Source organism: Streptomyces sp. NPDC097619 (genome assembly GCF_040302735.1).
Lineage (GTDB): Bacteria > Actinomycetota > Actinomycetes > Streptomycetales > Streptomycetaceae > Streptomyces.
Map to the genome: position 1 here is coordinate 14,096 of NZ_JBEOSD010000094.1, position 16,899 is coordinate 30,994.

Annotated in this window: 13 protein-coding genes; 6 read left to right on the top strand and 7 right to left on the bottom strand. The window is 73.1% G+C overall.

Annotated features, from left to right (window positions below; translation table 11 throughout):
* Positions 1–17: 17 nt before the first annotated feature.
* From ABTZ17_RS23620 to ABTZ17_RS23645, 6 genes are all read right to left on the bottom strand, one after another.
* Positions 18–1,235, bottom strand: coding sequence for a glycoside hydrolase family 6 protein (locus ABTZ17_RS23620; protein WP_352197684.1), 1,218 nt, complete (start codon positions 1,233–1,235; stop codon positions 18–20).
* A gap of 180 nt (positions 1,236–1,415) precedes the next feature.
* Positions 1,416–2,567 (bottom strand): XdhC family protein, encoded by a 1,152-nt coding sequence (locus ABTZ17_RS23625; protein WP_352197685.1) that lies wholly within the window; start codon positions 2,565–2,567, stop codon positions 1,416–1,418.
* Between the two features lie 59 nt (positions 2,568–2,626).
* Complete coding sequence (locus ABTZ17_RS23630) at positions 2,627–4,087, bottom strand: NCS2 family permease (RefSeq protein ID WP_352197686.1); 1,461 nt, start codon at positions 4,085–4,087, stop codon at positions 2,627–2,629.
* Between the two features lie 282 nt (positions 4,088–4,369).
* Entirely contained in the window at positions 4,370–6,769 is a 2,400-nt protein-coding gene (pucD, locus tag ABTZ17_RS23635; RefSeq protein WP_502994810.1) for a xanthine dehydrogenase subunit D, read from the bottom strand.
* A 2-nt stretch (positions 6,770–6,771) separates the two neighbouring features.
* Positions 6,772–7,374, bottom strand: a complete 603-nt coding sequence (locus ABTZ17_RS23640; RefSeq protein ID WP_352197687.1) for a (2Fe-2S)-binding protein — start codon at positions 7,372–7,374, stop codon at positions 6,772–6,774.
* Between the two features lies 1 nt (position 7,375).
* A complete protein-coding gene (locus tag ABTZ17_RS23645) occupies positions 7,376–8,269 on the bottom strand; it encodes an FAD binding domain-containing protein (protein WP_352197688.1) in 894 nt (297 codons plus the stop codon).
* 251 nt (positions 8,270–8,520) lie between these two features.
* Here ABTZ17_RS23645 and ABTZ17_RS23650 point away from each other — a divergent pair, with 251 nt between their 5' ends.
* From ABTZ17_RS23650 to ABTZ17_RS23665, 4 genes are all read left to right on the top strand, one after another.
* Positions 8,521–10,185, top strand: a complete 1,665-nt coding sequence (locus tag ABTZ17_RS23650) for a PucR family transcriptional regulator (RefSeq protein WP_352197689.1) — start codon at positions 8,521–8,523, stop codon at positions 10,183–10,185.
* Between the two features lie 153 nt (positions 10,186–10,338).
* Positions 10,339–11,112, top strand: coding sequence for a hypothetical protein (locus tag ABTZ17_RS23655; RefSeq protein WP_352197690.1), 774 nt, complete (start codon positions 10,339–10,341; stop codon positions 11,110–11,112).
* A 291-nt stretch (positions 11,113–11,403) separates the two neighbouring features.
* Positions 11,404–12,747 carry a cytochrome P450 gene (locus ABTZ17_RS23660; RefSeq protein WP_352197691.1) on the top strand — a complete coding sequence of 448 codons (1,344 nt, stop codon included), beginning with the start codon at positions 11,404–11,406 and terminating at the stop codon, positions 12,745–12,747.
* Positions 12,744–13,784 (top strand): terpene synthase family protein, encoded by a 1,041-nt coding sequence (locus ABTZ17_RS23665; protein WP_352197692.1) that lies wholly within the window; start codon positions 12,744–12,746, stop codon positions 13,782–13,784. Before ABTZ17_RS23660 ends, ABTZ17_RS23665 begins: the two co-directional genes overlap by 4 nt.
* 51 nt (positions 13,785–13,835) lie before the next feature.
* Here ABTZ17_RS23665 and ABTZ17_RS23670 read toward each other — a convergent pair whose 3' ends face one another.
* Positions 13,836–14,507 (bottom strand): GntR family transcriptional regulator, encoded by a 672-nt coding sequence (locus ABTZ17_RS23670; RefSeq protein ID WP_352197693.1) that lies wholly within the window; start codon positions 14,505–14,507, stop codon positions 13,836–13,838.
* 96 nt (positions 14,508–14,603) lie between these two features.
* Between ABTZ17_RS23670 and ABTZ17_RS23675 the strand changes: the two genes are divergently transcribed.
* Together ABTZ17_RS23675 and ABTZ17_RS23680 are read left to right on the top strand one after the other, a co-directional pair.
* Positions 14,604–15,467 carry a (2Fe-2S)-binding protein gene (locus ABTZ17_RS23675; RefSeq protein WP_352197694.1) on the top strand — a complete coding sequence of 288 codons (864 nt, stop codon included), beginning with the start codon at positions 14,604–14,606 and terminating at the stop codon, positions 15,465–15,467.
* A 205-nt stretch (positions 15,468–15,672) separates the two neighbouring features.
* Positions 15,673–16,728, top strand: coding sequence for a DUF2637 domain-containing protein (locus tag ABTZ17_RS23680; RefSeq protein ID WP_352197695.1), 1,056 nt, complete (start codon positions 15,673–15,675; stop codon positions 16,726–16,728).
* Positions 16,729–16,899: the final 171 nt, after the last annotated feature.

Consider the following 16,899-nt stretch of genomic DNA (forward strand, 5'->3'; position numbering starts at 1 on the left):
GTTCATTCGGGGACGGCTCACCTCATAATGGCCGGATTTGCCAGGCGCACGAGCTCCAGGGCCTGCTCGGGGAACCATTCCCCGGCCTTGGGGTCGACGAGGGAGCGGGCCGGGTCCTGGGGGCCGGCGGTGCCGCGCAGGCAGGAGCCGTCGGATTCGCCGGGGGTCTTGATCCAGAGTTTGGCGTCGTGGAGGAGGTATCCGGTGCGGGTGGTGGGTCGGGCGCCGAGGCCGCGGCCGGGCGGGTTGCACCATTCCTGCGGGTCGCCGTAGGTGTTCGCGGGCGCCTTCCAGGGGCCGCGGCCGTTCCGGCTGGTGTCGGTGACGAAGTGCTTCATCCTGGCCGGATCCAGCGCCCGGGCGTGGTCGTCGATCCAGGACTGGGCCTCGGCGCGGGGCCGCCACTGGTCGGGGCAGTCGGCGGTGCGGCCGCCGGCGTCGGTGTGGGCGAGGCAGACGGAGACCAGGTAGGCGTACCAGACCCCGGCGGCGTCGGTGTTGTAGTTGGAGACGTTCACGGCGAAGCCGGTGGCGCCGGCGATGCCGGCCTGGCGGAGGCGGGGCACGATGGTGTTGACGGTGTGCCAGGTGGCGTGCCCGGTGTCGAGGTAGACATCGGTGGCGGGGCGGCCCTCCAGGGCCCGTACGGCGTATTCGATCTCGGAGTAGCGGGCGGCGGTGCGGGTGCGGGCCAGTTCCTCGGCGCCGCCGGGGGTGCTCGCGGCGGGCGGGCACTCGCGGGGCAGCAGGGCCAGCGAGTCGGGTTCGAGGACGACGAGGGCGCGGTGGTCGCCGATGCCGCGGGCCACGGCGTCGATCCAGGTGCGGTAGGCGGCGCTGCCGGTGGCGCCGCCCCCGGAGTACTGGGAGCAGTCGCGGCCGGGGACGTTGTAGAGGACGAAGACGGGCAGGCTCTGCCGGCGGGTGGCGTCCACGGCCGTGGCGCGGGCCTCGGCCTCGGCCTTGGCGGGGGTCTGGTCGCCGAGCCAGACGGCGTGCGGGGTGGCGGCCATGGCGGTGATGCCGTCGGCCTCCCGGCCGCGGCCGGCGGCGCTGAGGGCGCGGGCCTGGCGGTGCGCCTCGGGGTTGGCGGCCGGGACGTAGAGGGGCAGTTCGGGTGCCACGGAGGCGCGGTGCACGGCCGGGAGGGCGGGCACGGCGGTGGCGGAGGGCAGCAGGACGGCGGCCAGGGCCGCGGCGGGCAGCAGGGCCCGGGCGAGGTGTCGGGGGTGCACGGGTGCCGACGCTGGTGCAGGCGCCACGGGCGGGTCAAGCCCCGTTACCCGGGCGGCGCAAGGGCGCAACCCGTGTGGGTTGCGCCCTCGTGTGACGCTGCTCCGGCCGGGCGGTCCGACGAGCGGCCGGGCGGGTGGGCCGCGGGGCCGGTGGGACGGTGAACCGTCGGGCCGGTGGGGTCAGGCGACGACGCCGATCCGGGTGACGGAGGTCTCGGAGCTGTCCTTGTGGATCGGGACGCGGGCGCCGGTGAGGGCGCGGCCGCTGCCGCCGCGCCGGTTGGCGACGATCTCGGCGGCGATGGACAGGGCGGTCTCCTCCGGGGAGCGGGCGCCGAGGTCCAGGCCGATCGGGGAGCGCAGGCGGGCCAGTTCCAGTTCGGTGATGCCGACGGCGCGCAGTCGGGCGTTGCGGTCCTCGTGGGTGCGGCGGGAGCCCATGGCGCCGACGTAGGCGACGGGCAGGCGCAGGGCCAGTTCCAGGAGGGGCACGTCGAACTTGGCGTCGTGGGTGAGGACGCAGAGCACGGTGCGGGCGTCGACCTCGGTGGCGGCGAGGTAGCGGTGCGGCCAGTCGACGACGATCTCGTCGGCCTCGGGGAAGCGCTGCCGCGTGGCGAACACGGGGCGGGCGTCGCAGAGGGTGACGTGGTAGCCGAGGAACTTGCCGATCCGCACCAGGGCGGAGGCGAAGTCGATGGCGCCGAAGACGATCATGCGGGGGGCGGGGACGCTGGACTCGACGAGCAGCTTGAGGGGCTCGCCGCACAGCCGGCCGTCGGCGCCCATCTCCAGGACGCCGGTGCGTCCGGCCTCCAGCATGGCGCGGGCCTCTTCGGCGATGGTGCGGTCCAGCTCGGGGTGGCCGCCGAAGCCGCCCTGGTGGGGACCTTCGGGGCGGACCAGGAGGGCCCGGCCGAGCATCTCGGCGGGGCCGGCGGCGACCCGGGCCACGGCGGCGGGCTCGCTGTGGGCGGCGGTGGCCAGGGCCTCCTCGAAGACGGCCCGGGCGGGGCTGTCGGCGAGGACCGGGGTGACGAGGATGTCGATGACGCCGCCGCAGGTCAGGCCCACGGCGAAGGCGTCGTCGTCGCTGTAGCCGAAGCGTTCGAGGACGGTGTCACCGTCCTCCATCGCCTGCTGGCAGAGTTCGTAGACGGCACCCTCCACGCATCCTCCGGAGACCGAGCCGATCGCCGTGCCGTCGCGGTCGACGGCGAGGGCCGCACCGGGCTGCCGGGGAGCGCTGCCGCCCACGGCCACGACCGTGGCCACGGCGAACTCACGTCCCTGCTCGACCCACCGGTTCAGCTCTTCGGCGATGTCCAGCATGTCGGCCTCCTCGGAGGTTCGGTTTCCAGTATGGATGCGCGGAGGGTGTCCGGCGCGGATCAGCTGACGCCGAGCCATCCCTCGATGGGGTGCAGGGCGTAGAACACGATGAACACCGCGGTCAGGCCCCACATGAAGCCGCCGATCTCCCGGGCCTTGCCCTGAGCGATCTTGATGGCGACGTAGGAGATCACGCCCGCGGCGACGCCGGCGGTGATCTGGTAGGTGAACGGCATGATCACGACGGTCAGGAAGACCGGGATCGCGACCGAGCTGTCGGCCCAGTCCACGTGGCGGGCGTTCTGCATCATCATCGCGCCGATGACGACCAGGGCCGCGGAGGCCACCTCACCGGGGACGATCTGGGTGATCGGGGTGAAGAAGATGCAGGCGGCGAAGAACAGACCGGTGACCACGGAGGCCAGGCCGGTGCGGGCGCCCTCGCCGACGCCGGTGGCGGACTCGACGAACACGGTCTGGCCGGAGCCGCCCGCGACACCACCGATGGCACCGCCGGCGCCGTCGATGAACAGGGCCTTGGACAGGCCGGGCATGCGGCCCTTGTCGTCGGCCAGCTTGGCCTCGGTGCCGACGCCGATGATGGTGGCCATCGCGTCGAAGAAGCCGGCGAGCACCAGGGTGAAGACGATCATGCCGACCGTCATGGCGCCGACCTCGCCCCAGCCGCCGAACTCGACGTCGCCGAAGAGCGAGAAGTCGGGCATCGAGACCGCGGAGCCGGAGAGCGTGGGCGGACCGCTGCGCCAGGCCTTGGCGTCGATGTCGGCGACGGCGTTCAGGATGGCGGCCAGGATGGTGCCGCCGACGATGCCGATCAGGATGGCGCCGGGCACCTTGCGGGCCTGGAGCATGAAGATCGCGAGCAGGGTGATGCAGAAGATCAGGACGGGCCAGCCGGCGAGTTCACCGGCGGGACCGAGGGTGACGGGCCCGCCACCCTGGGAGGCGTGCACGAACCCGGCCTTCACGAGGCCGATCAGGGCGACGAACATGCCGATGCCCATGGTGATCGCGTGCTTGAGCGCGAGCGGGATGGCGTTCATGATCATCTCTCGGAGGCCGGTGACGACCAGGAGACAGATCACGACGCCGTACATCACGCACATGCCCATGGCCTGCGGCCAGGTCATCTCGGGGGCGACCTGCGAGGCGAGGACACCGGACACGGAGAGACCGGCGGCCAGGGCGAGGGGGACCTTGCCGACGAAGCCCATCAGGAGGGTGGTCACGGCGGCGGCGAAGGCCGTGGCCGTGATCAGCGCCTTCTGGCTCAGGGTGTCACCGGCGGCGTCCTTGCCCGAAAGGATCAGGGGGTTGAGCAGGAGGATGTACGCCATCGCCATGAAGGTCGTGATACCGCCACGGACCTCGTTGCCGACGTTGGACCCTCTGTGGGTGATGTGGAAATACCGGTCGAGCCAGGACTTGCCGGCCGGAGGACGCGAGCCGGAGCCGGCGTCTTCAGCGGTGGTCTTGGGCTCCACGGACGACTGGGTCATGGTGCCTAACTCCCAAGGTTCAAAGGGGCACCCGCGTGGGACTGGGTGAAGCTGCGGGATTTGGGATGCTGCGTTGGCTGCACGACCCGGGGGACGGCCCGAGACGAAGCGGGGGGGCACTGCGGGGAAATCGGGTGGAGCGGGGTGGTACCGGTACTGCGGGTGTTGCGGGTACTGCGGGTTGAAGCGGTCCGCGAGCGGTGCGGCACTTCGGTGCTCCGGGCGGTGTGAGCGGTGAAGTGTGACGTTCCCATGTCACACCGCCCGGAGAGTCGGTGATCCCTAGAGGGTCCCGGTGAGGGCCTCGGGACGGATCGGCGTCTTGTTGAGCTCCAGGCCCGTCGCCGCCCGGATCGCCGCGAGGACGGCCGGGGTGGAGGACAGGGTGGGCGCCTCGCCGAGACCGCGCAGACCGTACGGCGCGTTCGGGTCGGCCAGCTCCAGGACGTCGACCGGGATGGTCGGGGTGTCGAGGATGGTCGGGATCAGGTAGTCCGTGAAGGAGGGGTTGCGCACCTTCGCGGTCTTCGGGTCCACGATGATCTCTTCCATGACCGCCACGCCCAGGCCCTGGGTGGTGCCACCCTGGATCTGGCCGACCACGGAGAGCATGTTCAGGGCCTTGCCGACGTCCTGGGCGGTGGCCAGCTCGACGACCTTGACGAGGCCGAGCTCGGTGTCCACCTCCACCACCGCGCGGTGCGCGGCGAAGGTGTACTGGACGTGGCCGTCGCCCTGGCCGGTCTTCAGGTCGAAGGCGACCGTCGGACGGTGCCGGAACTCCAGCTCCAGGTCGATCGCCTCGTCCTCCAGGATGTCGGCGATGTCGGCGAGCACCTCCCCGCCGTCGGTGACGACCTTGCCGCCCTCCAGGAGGAGCTCGGCGTGGGCCCAGGCCGGGTGGTAGGAGCCGTTCTTGCGGCGGCCGATCTCCAGCAGCTTGTCGCGGACGGCCTCGCAGGTGTTCTTCACCGCGCCACCGGTCATGTACGTCTGCCGGGAGGCGGACGTGGAACCGGCGGAGCCGACCTGGGTGTCGGCGGGGTGGATGGTGACCTGCGTGACGCCGAGCTCGGTGCGGGCGATCTGGGCGTGCACGGTGACGCCGCCCTGACCGACCTCCGCCATGGCCGTGTGGACCATCGCGACGGGCTCGCCGTTGATGACCTCCAGCCGCACGCGGGCGGTGGAGTAGTCGTCGAAGCCCTCGGAGAAGCCGACGTTCTTGATGCCGACCGCGTAGCCGACGCCGCGGACGACGCCCTCGCCGTGGGTGGTGTTGGACAGGCCGCCCGGCAGCGCGCGGACGTCCGCGCCCTCGCCGGCGGTCTCCCACTGGCGCTCCGGCGGCAGCGGGCGGGCCTTGACCCGGCGCAGCAGCTCGGCGACCGGGGCCGGGGAGTCCACGACCTGGCCGGTGGGCATGATCGTGCCCTGCTCCATGGCGTTGAGCTGGCGGAACTCCACCGGGTCCATGCCCAGCTTGGCCGCGAGCTTGTCCATCTGCGCCTCGTAGGCGAAGCAGGCCTGGACCGCGCCGAAGCCGCGCATGGCGCCGCAGGGCGGGTTGTTGGTGTAGAGCGCGATCGCCTCGATGTCGACGTCGTCGATGACGTACGGGCCGACGGAGAGGGAGGAGGCGTTGCCGACCACGGCCGGGGAGGCCGAGGCGTAGGCGCCGCCGTCCAGCACGATCCGGCACTTCATGTGCGTGATCTTGCCGTCCTTGGTGGCGCCGTGCTCGTACCAGAGCTTCGCCGGGTGGCGGTGCACGTGCCCGAAGAAGGACTCGAAGCGGTTGTAGACCATCTTGACCGGCTTGTTGGTCGCGAGGGCCAGCAGGCAGGCGTGGATCTGCATGGAGATGTCCTCGCGGCCGCCGAAGGCACCGCCGACGCCGGAGAGCGTCATGCGGACCTTCTCCTCGGGCAGGCCGAGGACGGGGGCGATCTGCTTGAGGTCCGAGTGCAGCCACTGGGTGGCGACGTACAGGTCGACGCCGCCGTCCTCGCCGGGCACGGCCAGGCCGGACTCGGGGCCGAGGAAGGCCTGGTCCTGCATGCCGAAGGTGTACTCGCCGGTGACGATGACGTCGGCGCGCTTCGCGGCCTCCGCGGCGTCGCCGCGGATGATCGGCTGGCGGTGCACGATGTTCGGGTGCGGGACGTGACCGGAGTGGTGGTCATCGCGGCCCTCGTGGATCAGCGGCGCGTCGGCGGCGAGGGCGGAGGCCTCGTCCGTGACGAGCGGCAGCTCCTTGTAGTCGATCTTGATCTTCGCGGCGGCGCGACGGGCCGTCTCCGGGTGGTCGGCGGCCACGAGCGCGACCGGCTCACCGTGGTGGCGGACCCGGCCGTTGGCGAGCACGGGGGTGTCCTGGATCTCCAGGCCGTAGTTCTTCACCTCCGTGGGGAGGTCCGCGTAGGTGAGGACCGAGTAGACGCCCGGCATGGCCAGCGCCTCGGAGATGTCGATGCTCGCGATCTCCGCGTGGGCCACGGTGCTGCGCAGGGTCTGGCCCCACAGCATGTCCTCGTGCCACATGTCGGAGGAGTACGCGAACTCGCCGGTCACCTTCAGGGTGCCGTCCGGCCGGAGCGTGGACTCGCCGATGCCGCCCTTGTTGTGCTTCTGGGTGACGTTGGTCGGCGTACCCGACGGTACGGTGCGGGTGTTGGCCATGATCAGACCGCCTCAGTCTGACGGGCGGCCGCCAGGCGGACCGCGTCGAGGATCTTCTCGTAGCCCGTGCAGCGGCAGAGGTTGCCGGACAGGGCCTCACGGATGTCCTGGTCGGACGGGGACGCGTTCTGCTCCAGCAGCGCGTCGGCCTGGACCAGCAGACCCGGGGTGCAGAAGCCGCACTGGACGGCGCCCGCGTCGATGAACGCCTGCTGGATCGGGGAGAGCTCCACGCCCTCGCCGGTCTGCGAGTCACCGGGCTTGGCGGCCCAGCGCTTGGCCTCGTCGGTGGAGACGCCCTTGGCGCCGCCCCCGCAGGCACCGGTGCCGCAGCCGTGGCCGTGCTCCTCGCGCTGCTTGGCGAAGTCGGCCAGGCCCTCGACGGTCACGACGTCGCGACCCTCGACCTGTCCGGCGGCGACCAGGCAGGAACACACCGGCACGCCGTCCAGGCGGACGGTGCAGGAACCGCACTCGCCCTGCTCACAGGCGTTCTTGGAACCGGGCAGGCCCATGCGCTCGCGCAGGACGTAGAGGAGGGACTCGCCCTCCCAGACGTCGTCCGCTTCCTGCGGGCGGCCGTTGACGGTGAAATTGACGCGCATGTTACGCAGCTCCTTCCAGCGGGCGGCCGTTGGTGCCGCGGTACTGCTCCCAGGTCCAGACGAGCTGGCGGCGAGCCATGATGCCGACCGCGTGACGGCGGTACTTCGCCGTGCCGCGGACGTCGTCGATCGGGTTGCAGGCGCCGGAGGCGAGCTCGCCGAACTGCTTCGCGATCGAGGGGGTGATCACCTTGCCGTTGTCCCAGAAGCCGCCCTCTTCCAGCGCGGCGTTCAGGAACTCCTCGGCGGCCTTGGCCCGGATAGGGGTCGGCGCGGCGGAGCCGATGCCGGTGCGGACCGTACGGGTCTCCGGGTGCAGGGCGAGGCCGAAGGCGCAGACCGCGATGACCATCGCGTTGCGGGTGCCGACCTTGGAGTACTGCTGGGGTCCACCGGCGTTCTTCACGTGGACGGTCTTGATCAGCTCGTCCGGGGCCAGCGCGTTGCGCTTGACGCCGGTGTAGAACTCGTCGATCGGGATCATGCGGGTGCCGCGCACCGACTCGACCTCGACCTCGGCGCCCGCGGCCAGCAGGGCCGGGTGCGAGTCACCGGCCGGCGAGGCGCAGCCCAGGTTGCCGCCGACACCGCCGCGGTTGCGGATCTGCGGGGACGCGACCGTGTGCGAGGCGAGCGCGAGCCCCGGCACCGTGGCGCGGAGGTTCTCGATGATCTGGGTGTACGGGACGGAGGCACCGATCCGGGTGACCTCCTCGCCTACCTCCCACTCCCGCAGCAGCCCGATGCGGTTGAGGTCGAGGAGGTACTCCGGACGGCGGTGGTCGAAATTGATCTCGACCATGATGTCGGTGCCACCCGCAATCGGCACAGCTGTGGGGTGCTCTGCCTTAGCGGCGAGCGCCTCCTCCCAGCTGGCGGGGCGAAGGAAGTCCATGTCGGCTCTCTTCTTCTTAATCGGGTCGTTCACTTCAAGCCAGGAGGGCCAAAGCCCCTCGACTGGTCGTTCACGTGCTGTTAACGCGGTGTGGAGCCAGTACACAAGCCGCCGCTCCGCGGGTGCAGTCACCGAAACCATGAAGCAGTTGGCTGGGCGGCTCCCTCGTCTTGTAGATTCGTATGAAAGGGGAGGCCGCGGGGCCTCTCCGATTTTCAACGGCAACATCGAGACAGATCGGCGGCGACCCCATGAGGCTGCGCGCACTGCTGGAAACCGAGGCCCTGGGCCTGCGGCTCCTGGGCGGCGAGGAGGAGCTCGACCGGACGGTCCGCGGCGTGATGACCACCGACCTCAGGGACCCCAGCCGATACCTCTCCGGAGGAGAATTGGTGCTGACCGGACTTGCCTGGCGCAAGAATCCGGCCGACTCCGAGCCGTTCGTACGAATCCTCGCCGGGGCGGGCGTGGCGGGGCTCGCGGCGGGCGAGGCGGAGCTCGGGGACATCCCCGACGACCTCGTTTCGGCCTGCCGCCGCAACCGCCTGCCGCTGTTCGCGGTGAACGAGGACGTTGCATTCGCCACCATCACCGAGTACGTGGTCCGGCAGGTGTCCGGGGAGCGCGCGGGGGACCTCGCGGCCGTGGTGGACCGGCACCGCCGGCTGATGACCTCGGGTCCCGCCGGCGGCGGACCGGACGTGGTGCTGGATCTGCTCACCACCGACCTCGATCTGCGCGCCTGGGTGCTCTCCCCCACGGGCCGGCAGATCGCGGGGGCCGGAGAGCCGCTGGCGCCCGGCGTGTGCGCGGCACTGGCCGGGGAGCACCTGGCGGCGGTCCGGACCGGTCGCCGGGGTCCGCACCGGATCTCCGTCCAGGGTATTACCTACTCGCTGTTCCCGATCAAGGGAGCGGGCCGCGGCAGCGCCGCCACCGTGCGGGACGTGCGCGAGACGGTGCTCTCGGACTGGCTGCTGGCCGTGGAGGCGGACGCCGGGGACTGGCCCGCGGAGCGGCTGGACCTGCTCCAGGGCGTCACCCAGCTGATCGCCGTGGAGCGGGACCGCCGGGACGCCGCCCGCACGGTCCGTCGCCGCCTGGCCCAGGAGGTGCTGGAGCTGGTGCAGACCGGCGCCCCGCCCGCCGAGATCGCGGCCCGGCTGCGGGTCGCCGCCCCGGTGCTGCTGCCCGGCCTGGGCTCCGCCCCGCACTGGCAGGTCGTCGTGGCCCGGGTGGACTGGGCGGGCGGGGAGGTGCCCGGCGGTCCGGTGGCCCAGTCGCTGCTGGAGGAGATCCTGGTGGACCCGGCGGCCTCCGGCCCGGAGCCCTCGGACCGGATCGCGGTGGCCCACGCGGCCGACGAGGCCATCGCCCTGGTGCCGCTGCCCGCCCTGGGGGCCGAGGGGCAGCCGGACCGCGCCCTGCACGCCGACGAGCTCCTCGCGGTGGTCCGGGAGCCCCTGGCGGCCGGTCTGGCCGAGGACGGCCGCCTGACGCTCGGCGTGAGCGCCGCGGTGCACTCCGCGGAGGGCCTGCGCGGGGCCCTGGAGGAGGCCCGGCACGCCCGCCGGGTGGCCGCGGCCCGCCCCGGGCGGGTCTGTGCCGCCGGGCACCACGAGCTGGCCTCGCACGTGCTGCTGCTGCCCTTCGTCCCCGACGACGTCCGCCGGGCCTTCACGGCGCGGCTGCTGGACCCGCTGCGGGACTACGACCGGCGGCACCGCGCGGAGCTCATCCCGACCCTGGAGGCGTTCCTGGACTGCGACGGTTCCTGGACCCGTTGCGCCACCCGCCTGCACCTCCACGTCAACACCCTGCGCTACCGTGTCGGGCGAATCGAGCAGTTGACGGCGCGGGACCTGTCGCGCCTGGAGGACAAGCTCGATTTCTTTCTCGCCCTGCGGATGAGCTGACAGCGGGCCCTCCGGCCCCGTCCGGCACCTGACAGATGATCACATGGTCCGTCCGAGACTTTGTGAAAGGGTTCACCTGACCCCTTGGCCGATCGAGCCGGGGTGTGCTGGGATTCGCCCCAGGGCTCAAAGACGCGCTTTGGGGAGGGCAATGTGGCGGACACCGCCATGTCGAGTGCCGGAACGGCCGGGGGCGAAGACCCCCTCCAGCGGGCGATATGGCGGCTGCGGTCACGCGGCTGCTGGACCGATGCGGCGGCGCTGCTCGAACCGCACGCGACGGCCCCCGGTCCCGCCCTGCAACGGGCCGCGCTCCTGATCGAGCGCTGCCTGTACACGGAGGCCGGCTGGACGGAGGCCGAGGACGCCCTGCGGGCCGCCGAGGCCGTCGCGGGCACCGACGACGAGCGCGGCGAGGCCGCGTGCGAACGCGGGTACCTCGCCTACGCCGCCACCCTGCTCGGGGTCCGGGACCGCTCGGACGAGGCCCGCTCGGCACTGGGCCGGGCGGCCGCGCTGATCTCGCCCACCTCGCCGCGGCGGGCGCTGCTGGACTTCCGACGGGGTCTGGTCGCCGAGAACATCGCCGGCTCCGCGCAGGCGGCCCGGGCGGCCTACCGGCGCTCGCACACCGCGGCCGCCGCCCACGGGGACCATCTGCTGCTCTCCTTCACCTGGCGCCACCTCGCCGGGCTCGCCCTGCGGGACGGGGAGATGGCCGAGGCCCGCAACGGCTTCGCGCAGTCCCTGCGGCTCCGGGAGGAGCTGGGTTACCTCATCGGCACGGCCCCGGCCCTCGCGGCCCTGGCCGAGGCCGAGGAGGAGCCGGAGGCGGGGCGACTGCGGGCCGAGGCCCGGCGGCTCGTCCACCTGTTGGGCGGGGTGCCGACCTGGCTGGCGGCCAGTCTCCGGCCGTCCACTGCCTGAGCGCACTCCTCGGGGTTTTCCGGAAGGGCCGGTTCCGTCATCGCGTACGGGACCGGCCCTTCGCCGTATCCGGGAACCGAACCCCTACCTCCCACGACACCCCTCGTGACCTGCGGGAACTCCCTCCCGTCCACCTCGGGGAGCGGTCCGGGCGCGTTCCGGAGGGCCTCCTTCGAGGGAGCGCCACCCGGGATCCGGGGGCGCTCGGGTGCACTGTGCTCCTATACCAGACAACGATGCGCCGCGGGGCCAGTGTTTGTGACTCGGTGACCGATGGGCACCCTGCCAGGCATGTCAGCGAAGACGCAGTACACCGCGGGGACCGCACCCGGGGCGCTCCCCCTCGTCGGCCACGGACGGCAGCTGCTGCGCCGTCCCCTGGAGTTCCTCTCCGAACTCCCCCGGTACGGAGACCTGGTCGAGATCCGGCTCGGCCCGCAGCCCGCCTACGTCCCCTGCCACCAGGACCTGCTGCACCAGGTCCTGGCGGACGACCGCACCTTCGACAAGGGCGGACTCCTCTACGAGAAGGCCCGCGACTTCCTCGGGAACGGCCTGGGAGCCTGCCCCCACGCCGACCACCGCGCCCAGCGCCGCCTGCTCCAGCCCGCCTTCCGCCCCGAGCGGTTGGAGCAGTACGGCACGGCCGTCGAGGACCGTCTCGGCCCCCTCCAGGAGTCCTGGTACGACGGGGTCGTCATCGACGCCTTCAGCACCTGGTACCGCTTCACCCTCGGGACCGCGGTGCGCGCCCTGTTCTCCACCGAGATAGCCGACGAGACCGCCGAACGGATCGAGCGGGCCCTGGACGTCATGCTGGGCAGCATCTTCGCCCGGATGTTGGTGCCCGGACCGCTCCAGAAGGTCCCCACCCCCGGGAAGACCCGCTACGCCGCGGCCATCGCGGACCTACACAAGGTCATCGACGAGCTGGTCACGGAGTACCGGGCCACCGGCAAGGACCACGGCGACGTGCTGTCGATCGTGCTCGCCTCGGGCGGCAGCATGGGCCGTGAGCCCACCCCCACCGAGCTCCACGACCAGATGACCAACCTCCTCACCGCCAGCTCCGAGACCTCCGCGGCCACCCTGACCTGGGCCTGCGGCCTGCTGGCGCAGCACCCCGAGGCGATGCGCCGGATCCAGGAGGAGGTCGACCGGGTGCTCGGCGACCGCCCGGTCACCTGGGCGGACGTCCCCGACCTGGCCTACACCCGCCAGGTCCTCAACGAGACCATGCGGCTCTACCCGGCCGGCTGGCTCCTCACCCGGGTCACCACGGGCACCGGCACCGAGATGGCCGGCCGTCGGATCCCGGCGGGCTCCACGGTGGTCTTCAGCCCCTACGTGGTCCAGCGCCGGGCCGACCTCTTCGAGCGGCCCGACGCCTTCGACCCGGACCGCTGGGAACCGGAACGGGCCGCGAGAATGCCGCGCGGCGCCTTCTCCACCTTCGGCGGCGGTGCGCGCAAGTGCATCGGCGACACCTTCGCGCTCGGCGAGACGGCCATGGCCCTGGCGAGCGTGGTCCGCCGCTGGAACCTGGCCGTCGCCCCCGGCGCGGACCTCAGGCCCGCCCGACTGGCGACGATCCTGCGCCCGCGGCGGCTCGGCATACGGCTGAGCAGCCGATGAGCACCATGCGGAAGAATCCGCTCGACACCCGCGGCCACCTGCACCTGCTGGACCTGCCCTTCCCCGAACGGGTCAGCCCCGACGTGGAGCGGGCCCGGCGGCGGCACCTCCGGTGGATGCGGCAGCGCGACCTGCTGTCCGCCCGGGATCTGCGTGCGTACGACGTGCTGCGGCTGGACCAGCTGGCGGCCCGCGCCTACCCCTTCGCCACGGGGGAGGCCCTCGACCTCATGACCGACTGGATGGGGTGGTACTTCGTCTTCGACGACCAGTTCGACAGCCCGCTGGGGCGCGATCCCGGGCGGGTGGCGGCCATCGCCGCGGCCACCGTGGCCGTCATGGACGGCGGGCCCCCCACCGGGCCGCCCGACCCGCTGAAGGACACCTTCCGGGAACTGTGGGAGCGGTCGGTGCGGGGGATGTCCCCGCAGTGGCGGCACCGGCACCGGGAGAGCTGGACCCGCTTCATCGGCGGGTACGCCGGCGAGGCCGCGGACCGGGACGGCAGCGGGCCGCCCGCCCCGGCCCGGTACATGGCCGTGCGGCGGGCCACCATCGGCACGGACTCCTGCTTCGACCTGGTGGAGCGGCTGACCCGGGCCGAGGTCCCCGACCGGGTCCGGCGCTCCCCCGCGCTGACCGCCATGGCCGATCTGAGCAGCGAGGTGGTCGCCCTCACCAACGACCTGGCCTCGCTGGGGAAGGAGACCGCCTCCGGGGAGTTCCACAACATCGTGCCGGTGCTCCAGGAGGCCACCGGCTGCACCACGGAGGAGGCGGCCGCGGAGGCCGTCCGGATGGCCGGGGTACGGGTCACCGAGTTCACGGCCCACGCCGCGGACGTGCCGGCGCTCTGCCGGGCGCACGGCCTCACCGAGCAGGAGCGGGCCGCCGTGGACGGCCTGGTGCGCTGCATGGAGGACTGGATGCGGGCCACCCGCGACTGGTCCCTGCTCACCGGGCGGTACTCGGAGGCGGGAGTGAGGGAGGCGGAGCGGCCGCGACCGTGGGCCCGTATATACCGCGCCCTGTGGTGACGGCTCCCGGGCCCCGGCGGGACCCGGGAGCCGGGCGCCCCGGGTGGTCCGTCAGGCGACGGCGCCCGGGGCGTCCACGGCCCCCGTGAAGTGCTCCCGCACCAGGGACTCGACCACCGGGAGGTCCTGGGCGATCAGGGCCTCCAGGAGGGCCGAGTGCTCGGCCGCGTCCGCGATCAGGTCGGCCCGGCGCACCCGCGGCCGGTCCGGCGCGGGCCACTGGGCCCTGCGGTGCAGGTCCTCGGCCACCTGCACCAGCTGGGCGTTGCCCGCCAGGGCCAGCACCGCCCGGTGGAAGGCCCGGTCGGCCTCGGCGTAGCCGGGCAGGTCGCCCTCGGCGGCCGCGGCGGTGGTCGCGGCGGCGGCGGGGCGCAGCGCGGTCCAGGCGGCGGCGGGGGCGGTCCGGGCCAGCCGCAGCATCACGGGCACCTCCAGGAGGGCCCGCACCTCGGCCAGCTCGGCCAGTTCGCGGGCGGTGCGGCCGATCACCCGGAAGCCCCGGTTGGGCAGGCATTCCACGGCGCCTTCGAGGGCCAGTTGCTGCATGGCCTCGCGCACGGGCGTGGCGGAGACCCCGAAGCGCTCGCCGAGGGCGGGGCCGGAGTAGATCTCGCCGGGGGCGAGGTCGCCGTCGACGAGGGCGGCGCGGAGCGCTTCGAGCACCTGTCCGCGCACCGAGTGGCGCGTCACCCGGGGGCCGGGGACCGATGCTTCGCTGTGCACCCCCGAAGGATAGGCGACCGGACGGATGACATCCGGAGATCTTCAGCTAAGGTAAGGCTTACCTGTCCGAGCTTGCGTGCGATTCGGTGGTCCCGCATGACCGTCACGACCCTGCCTCCCGTAGCCTCCGCCCCGGCCGGCTCTCCGGTGGCGGACGCGTACGCCCGCATGGCCGCGGCGTATCCGGGACTGAAGGTCGTGGAGCGCTCCGCGGACGAACCCTCCCCTCGCGGTGTGGGGTGGGTCGGCGCGGACGCGCTGGCGCACGGGGGCGCCGCCCTCGACGCCTTCCTGGCCTGGGACGACGAGCAGGTGCTCCGGGACTACGGCCGGCGGGCCCGCCCGGACGTGGTGGCGAGCTTCGGCCTCCACCGGTACGCGTGGCCGGTGTGCCTGCTCTTCACGGTGCCCTGGTTCCTGGAGCGCCGGGTGCCCGAGCTGCCGGTGGACGCGGTGTCCTACCACCGGACGCGCGGGGTGATGTCGGTGCGGACCGGCTCCTTCGCCTGCCTCCCCGGGGATCCCGCGGCACTGCTGCCGGGGGCCCGGGTGGTGCCGGACGAGAACGCGCTGCGGGACGAGGTGCGGGCAGCGGTGTCCCGTCACCTCGGACCGGTGCTGGAGGGCTTCCGGCCCCGAATGCGGCGCGGCCCGCGGGCCCTGTGGGGCATGGCCACCGACGAGGTGGCCGAGAGCCTCTGGTACATCGGCGGGCTGCTGGGCGAGGAGGACCGCGCCCGCGCCGAGCTGGAACTACTGCTCCCCGGCGCCACGGCCCCGTACACGGGCGGGGCGGGATTCCGCACCCTCACGGCCGAGGACGGCACCCCGCTGCCGACCCGGGACCGGGCCAGCTGCTGCTTCTTCTACACGATCCGCCCCGAGGACACCTGCACCACCTGTCCCCGCACCTGCGACGCCGAGCGGATCGCACGGCTGTCCGCGGAGGCCGCCGGCTAGCGGAGCCGAGGGTCACGCCACCCCGGAGAGTGGCTTTTCCTCGAACGGGAATTCCCCTCGCCGCACGGCCGTTCGGCCCAGATCACCCTATCCGGAGGGCGCCAACCCACGAAGGCGTCCACTTGCCCCGAAACGGCCCTGCGCCCCTGCCCCGGTCCGCCACTATGGCGCCGGCAAGCCGCAGACGCGAGGCGAGGGACACCGGATGAGACTGACCGACATATCGCTGGACTGGCTGCTGCCCGGCAGCCTGCTGATCCTGGGCGTGCTTGCGGCAGTGGCGGTGCTGGCCCGGGGCAGGCGCGAGGGCGACAAGGCCGCGGCCGAGGACAGTTGGGAGCGCAGCGAGGAGCGCCGGCGCCGCAAGGAGGCCGTCTACGGCACCGCCTCGTACGTGCTGCTGTTCTGCTGTGCCGCGGTGGCCGCCGCGCTCTCCTTCCACGGACTGGTCGGCTTCGGCCGCCAGAACCTCAACCTCTCCGGTGGCTGGGAGTACCTGGTCCCCTTCGGTCTCGACGGCGCCGCCATGTTCTGCTCGGTGCTCGCCGTCCGCGAGGCCAGCCACGGCGACGCCGCGCTCGGTTCCCGGCTGCTGGTGTGGATGTTCGCGGGGGCCGCCGCCTGGTTCAACTGGGTGCACGCCCCGCGCGGGATGGGTCACGACGGGGCCCCGCAGTTCTTCGCGGGCATGTCCCTGTCGGCGGCGGTGCTCTTCGACCGGGCTCTGAAGCAGACCCGCCGGGCGGCCCTGCGCGAACAGGGCCTGATCCCCAGGCCGTTGCCACAGATCCGGATGGTCCGCTGGCTGCGGGCCCCCCGGGAGACCTTCGGTGCCTGGTCCCTGATGCTGCTGGAAGGGGTCCGCAGCCTCGACGAGGCCGTGGAGGAGGTGCGCGAGGACAAGCGGGAGAAGACGCAGGAGCGGCAGCGGCGCCGCGAGCAGCAGCGTCTGGAGCGGGCGCACATCAAGGCGCTGGGTCGGCAGAACCGGGCCTTCGGGCGCTCCCGCGGCCGTCAGCTCGACCTCCCCGGCCTCACCCCGGGTCCCGGCTCCGCGCCCTCCGGCGCGGAGCCCGCCATAGCGGAGCCGGAACAGCTCCCGCCGCCCCAGCGGCCCTCCCTGCAGGCGGTGACCGGCCGGTCCGGCGGCGGGCGTGAGCCGCGCACGGTGGACCTGACCGCGGAGGACGACACGCAGACCATTCCGCGGCTGGATTCCCTGGAGCGCAAACTGAAGGACCTGGAGCAGCAGTTCGGCTGAGGTCCGGGCCGGCACGGGGCCCGGCGGGGGTGGTCCGCCCCCGCCGGGGCCCCGCGCCGCGCGGGGGGCGGGCGCCCCCCCCGGGGCCCCCGCGCCGGCCCCCCCCCCCCGCGGGGCCCCGGGGGGGCGGCGGCCCGAGCCCCCGCCCGGCCGGACCGCGGGCGCGCCCCC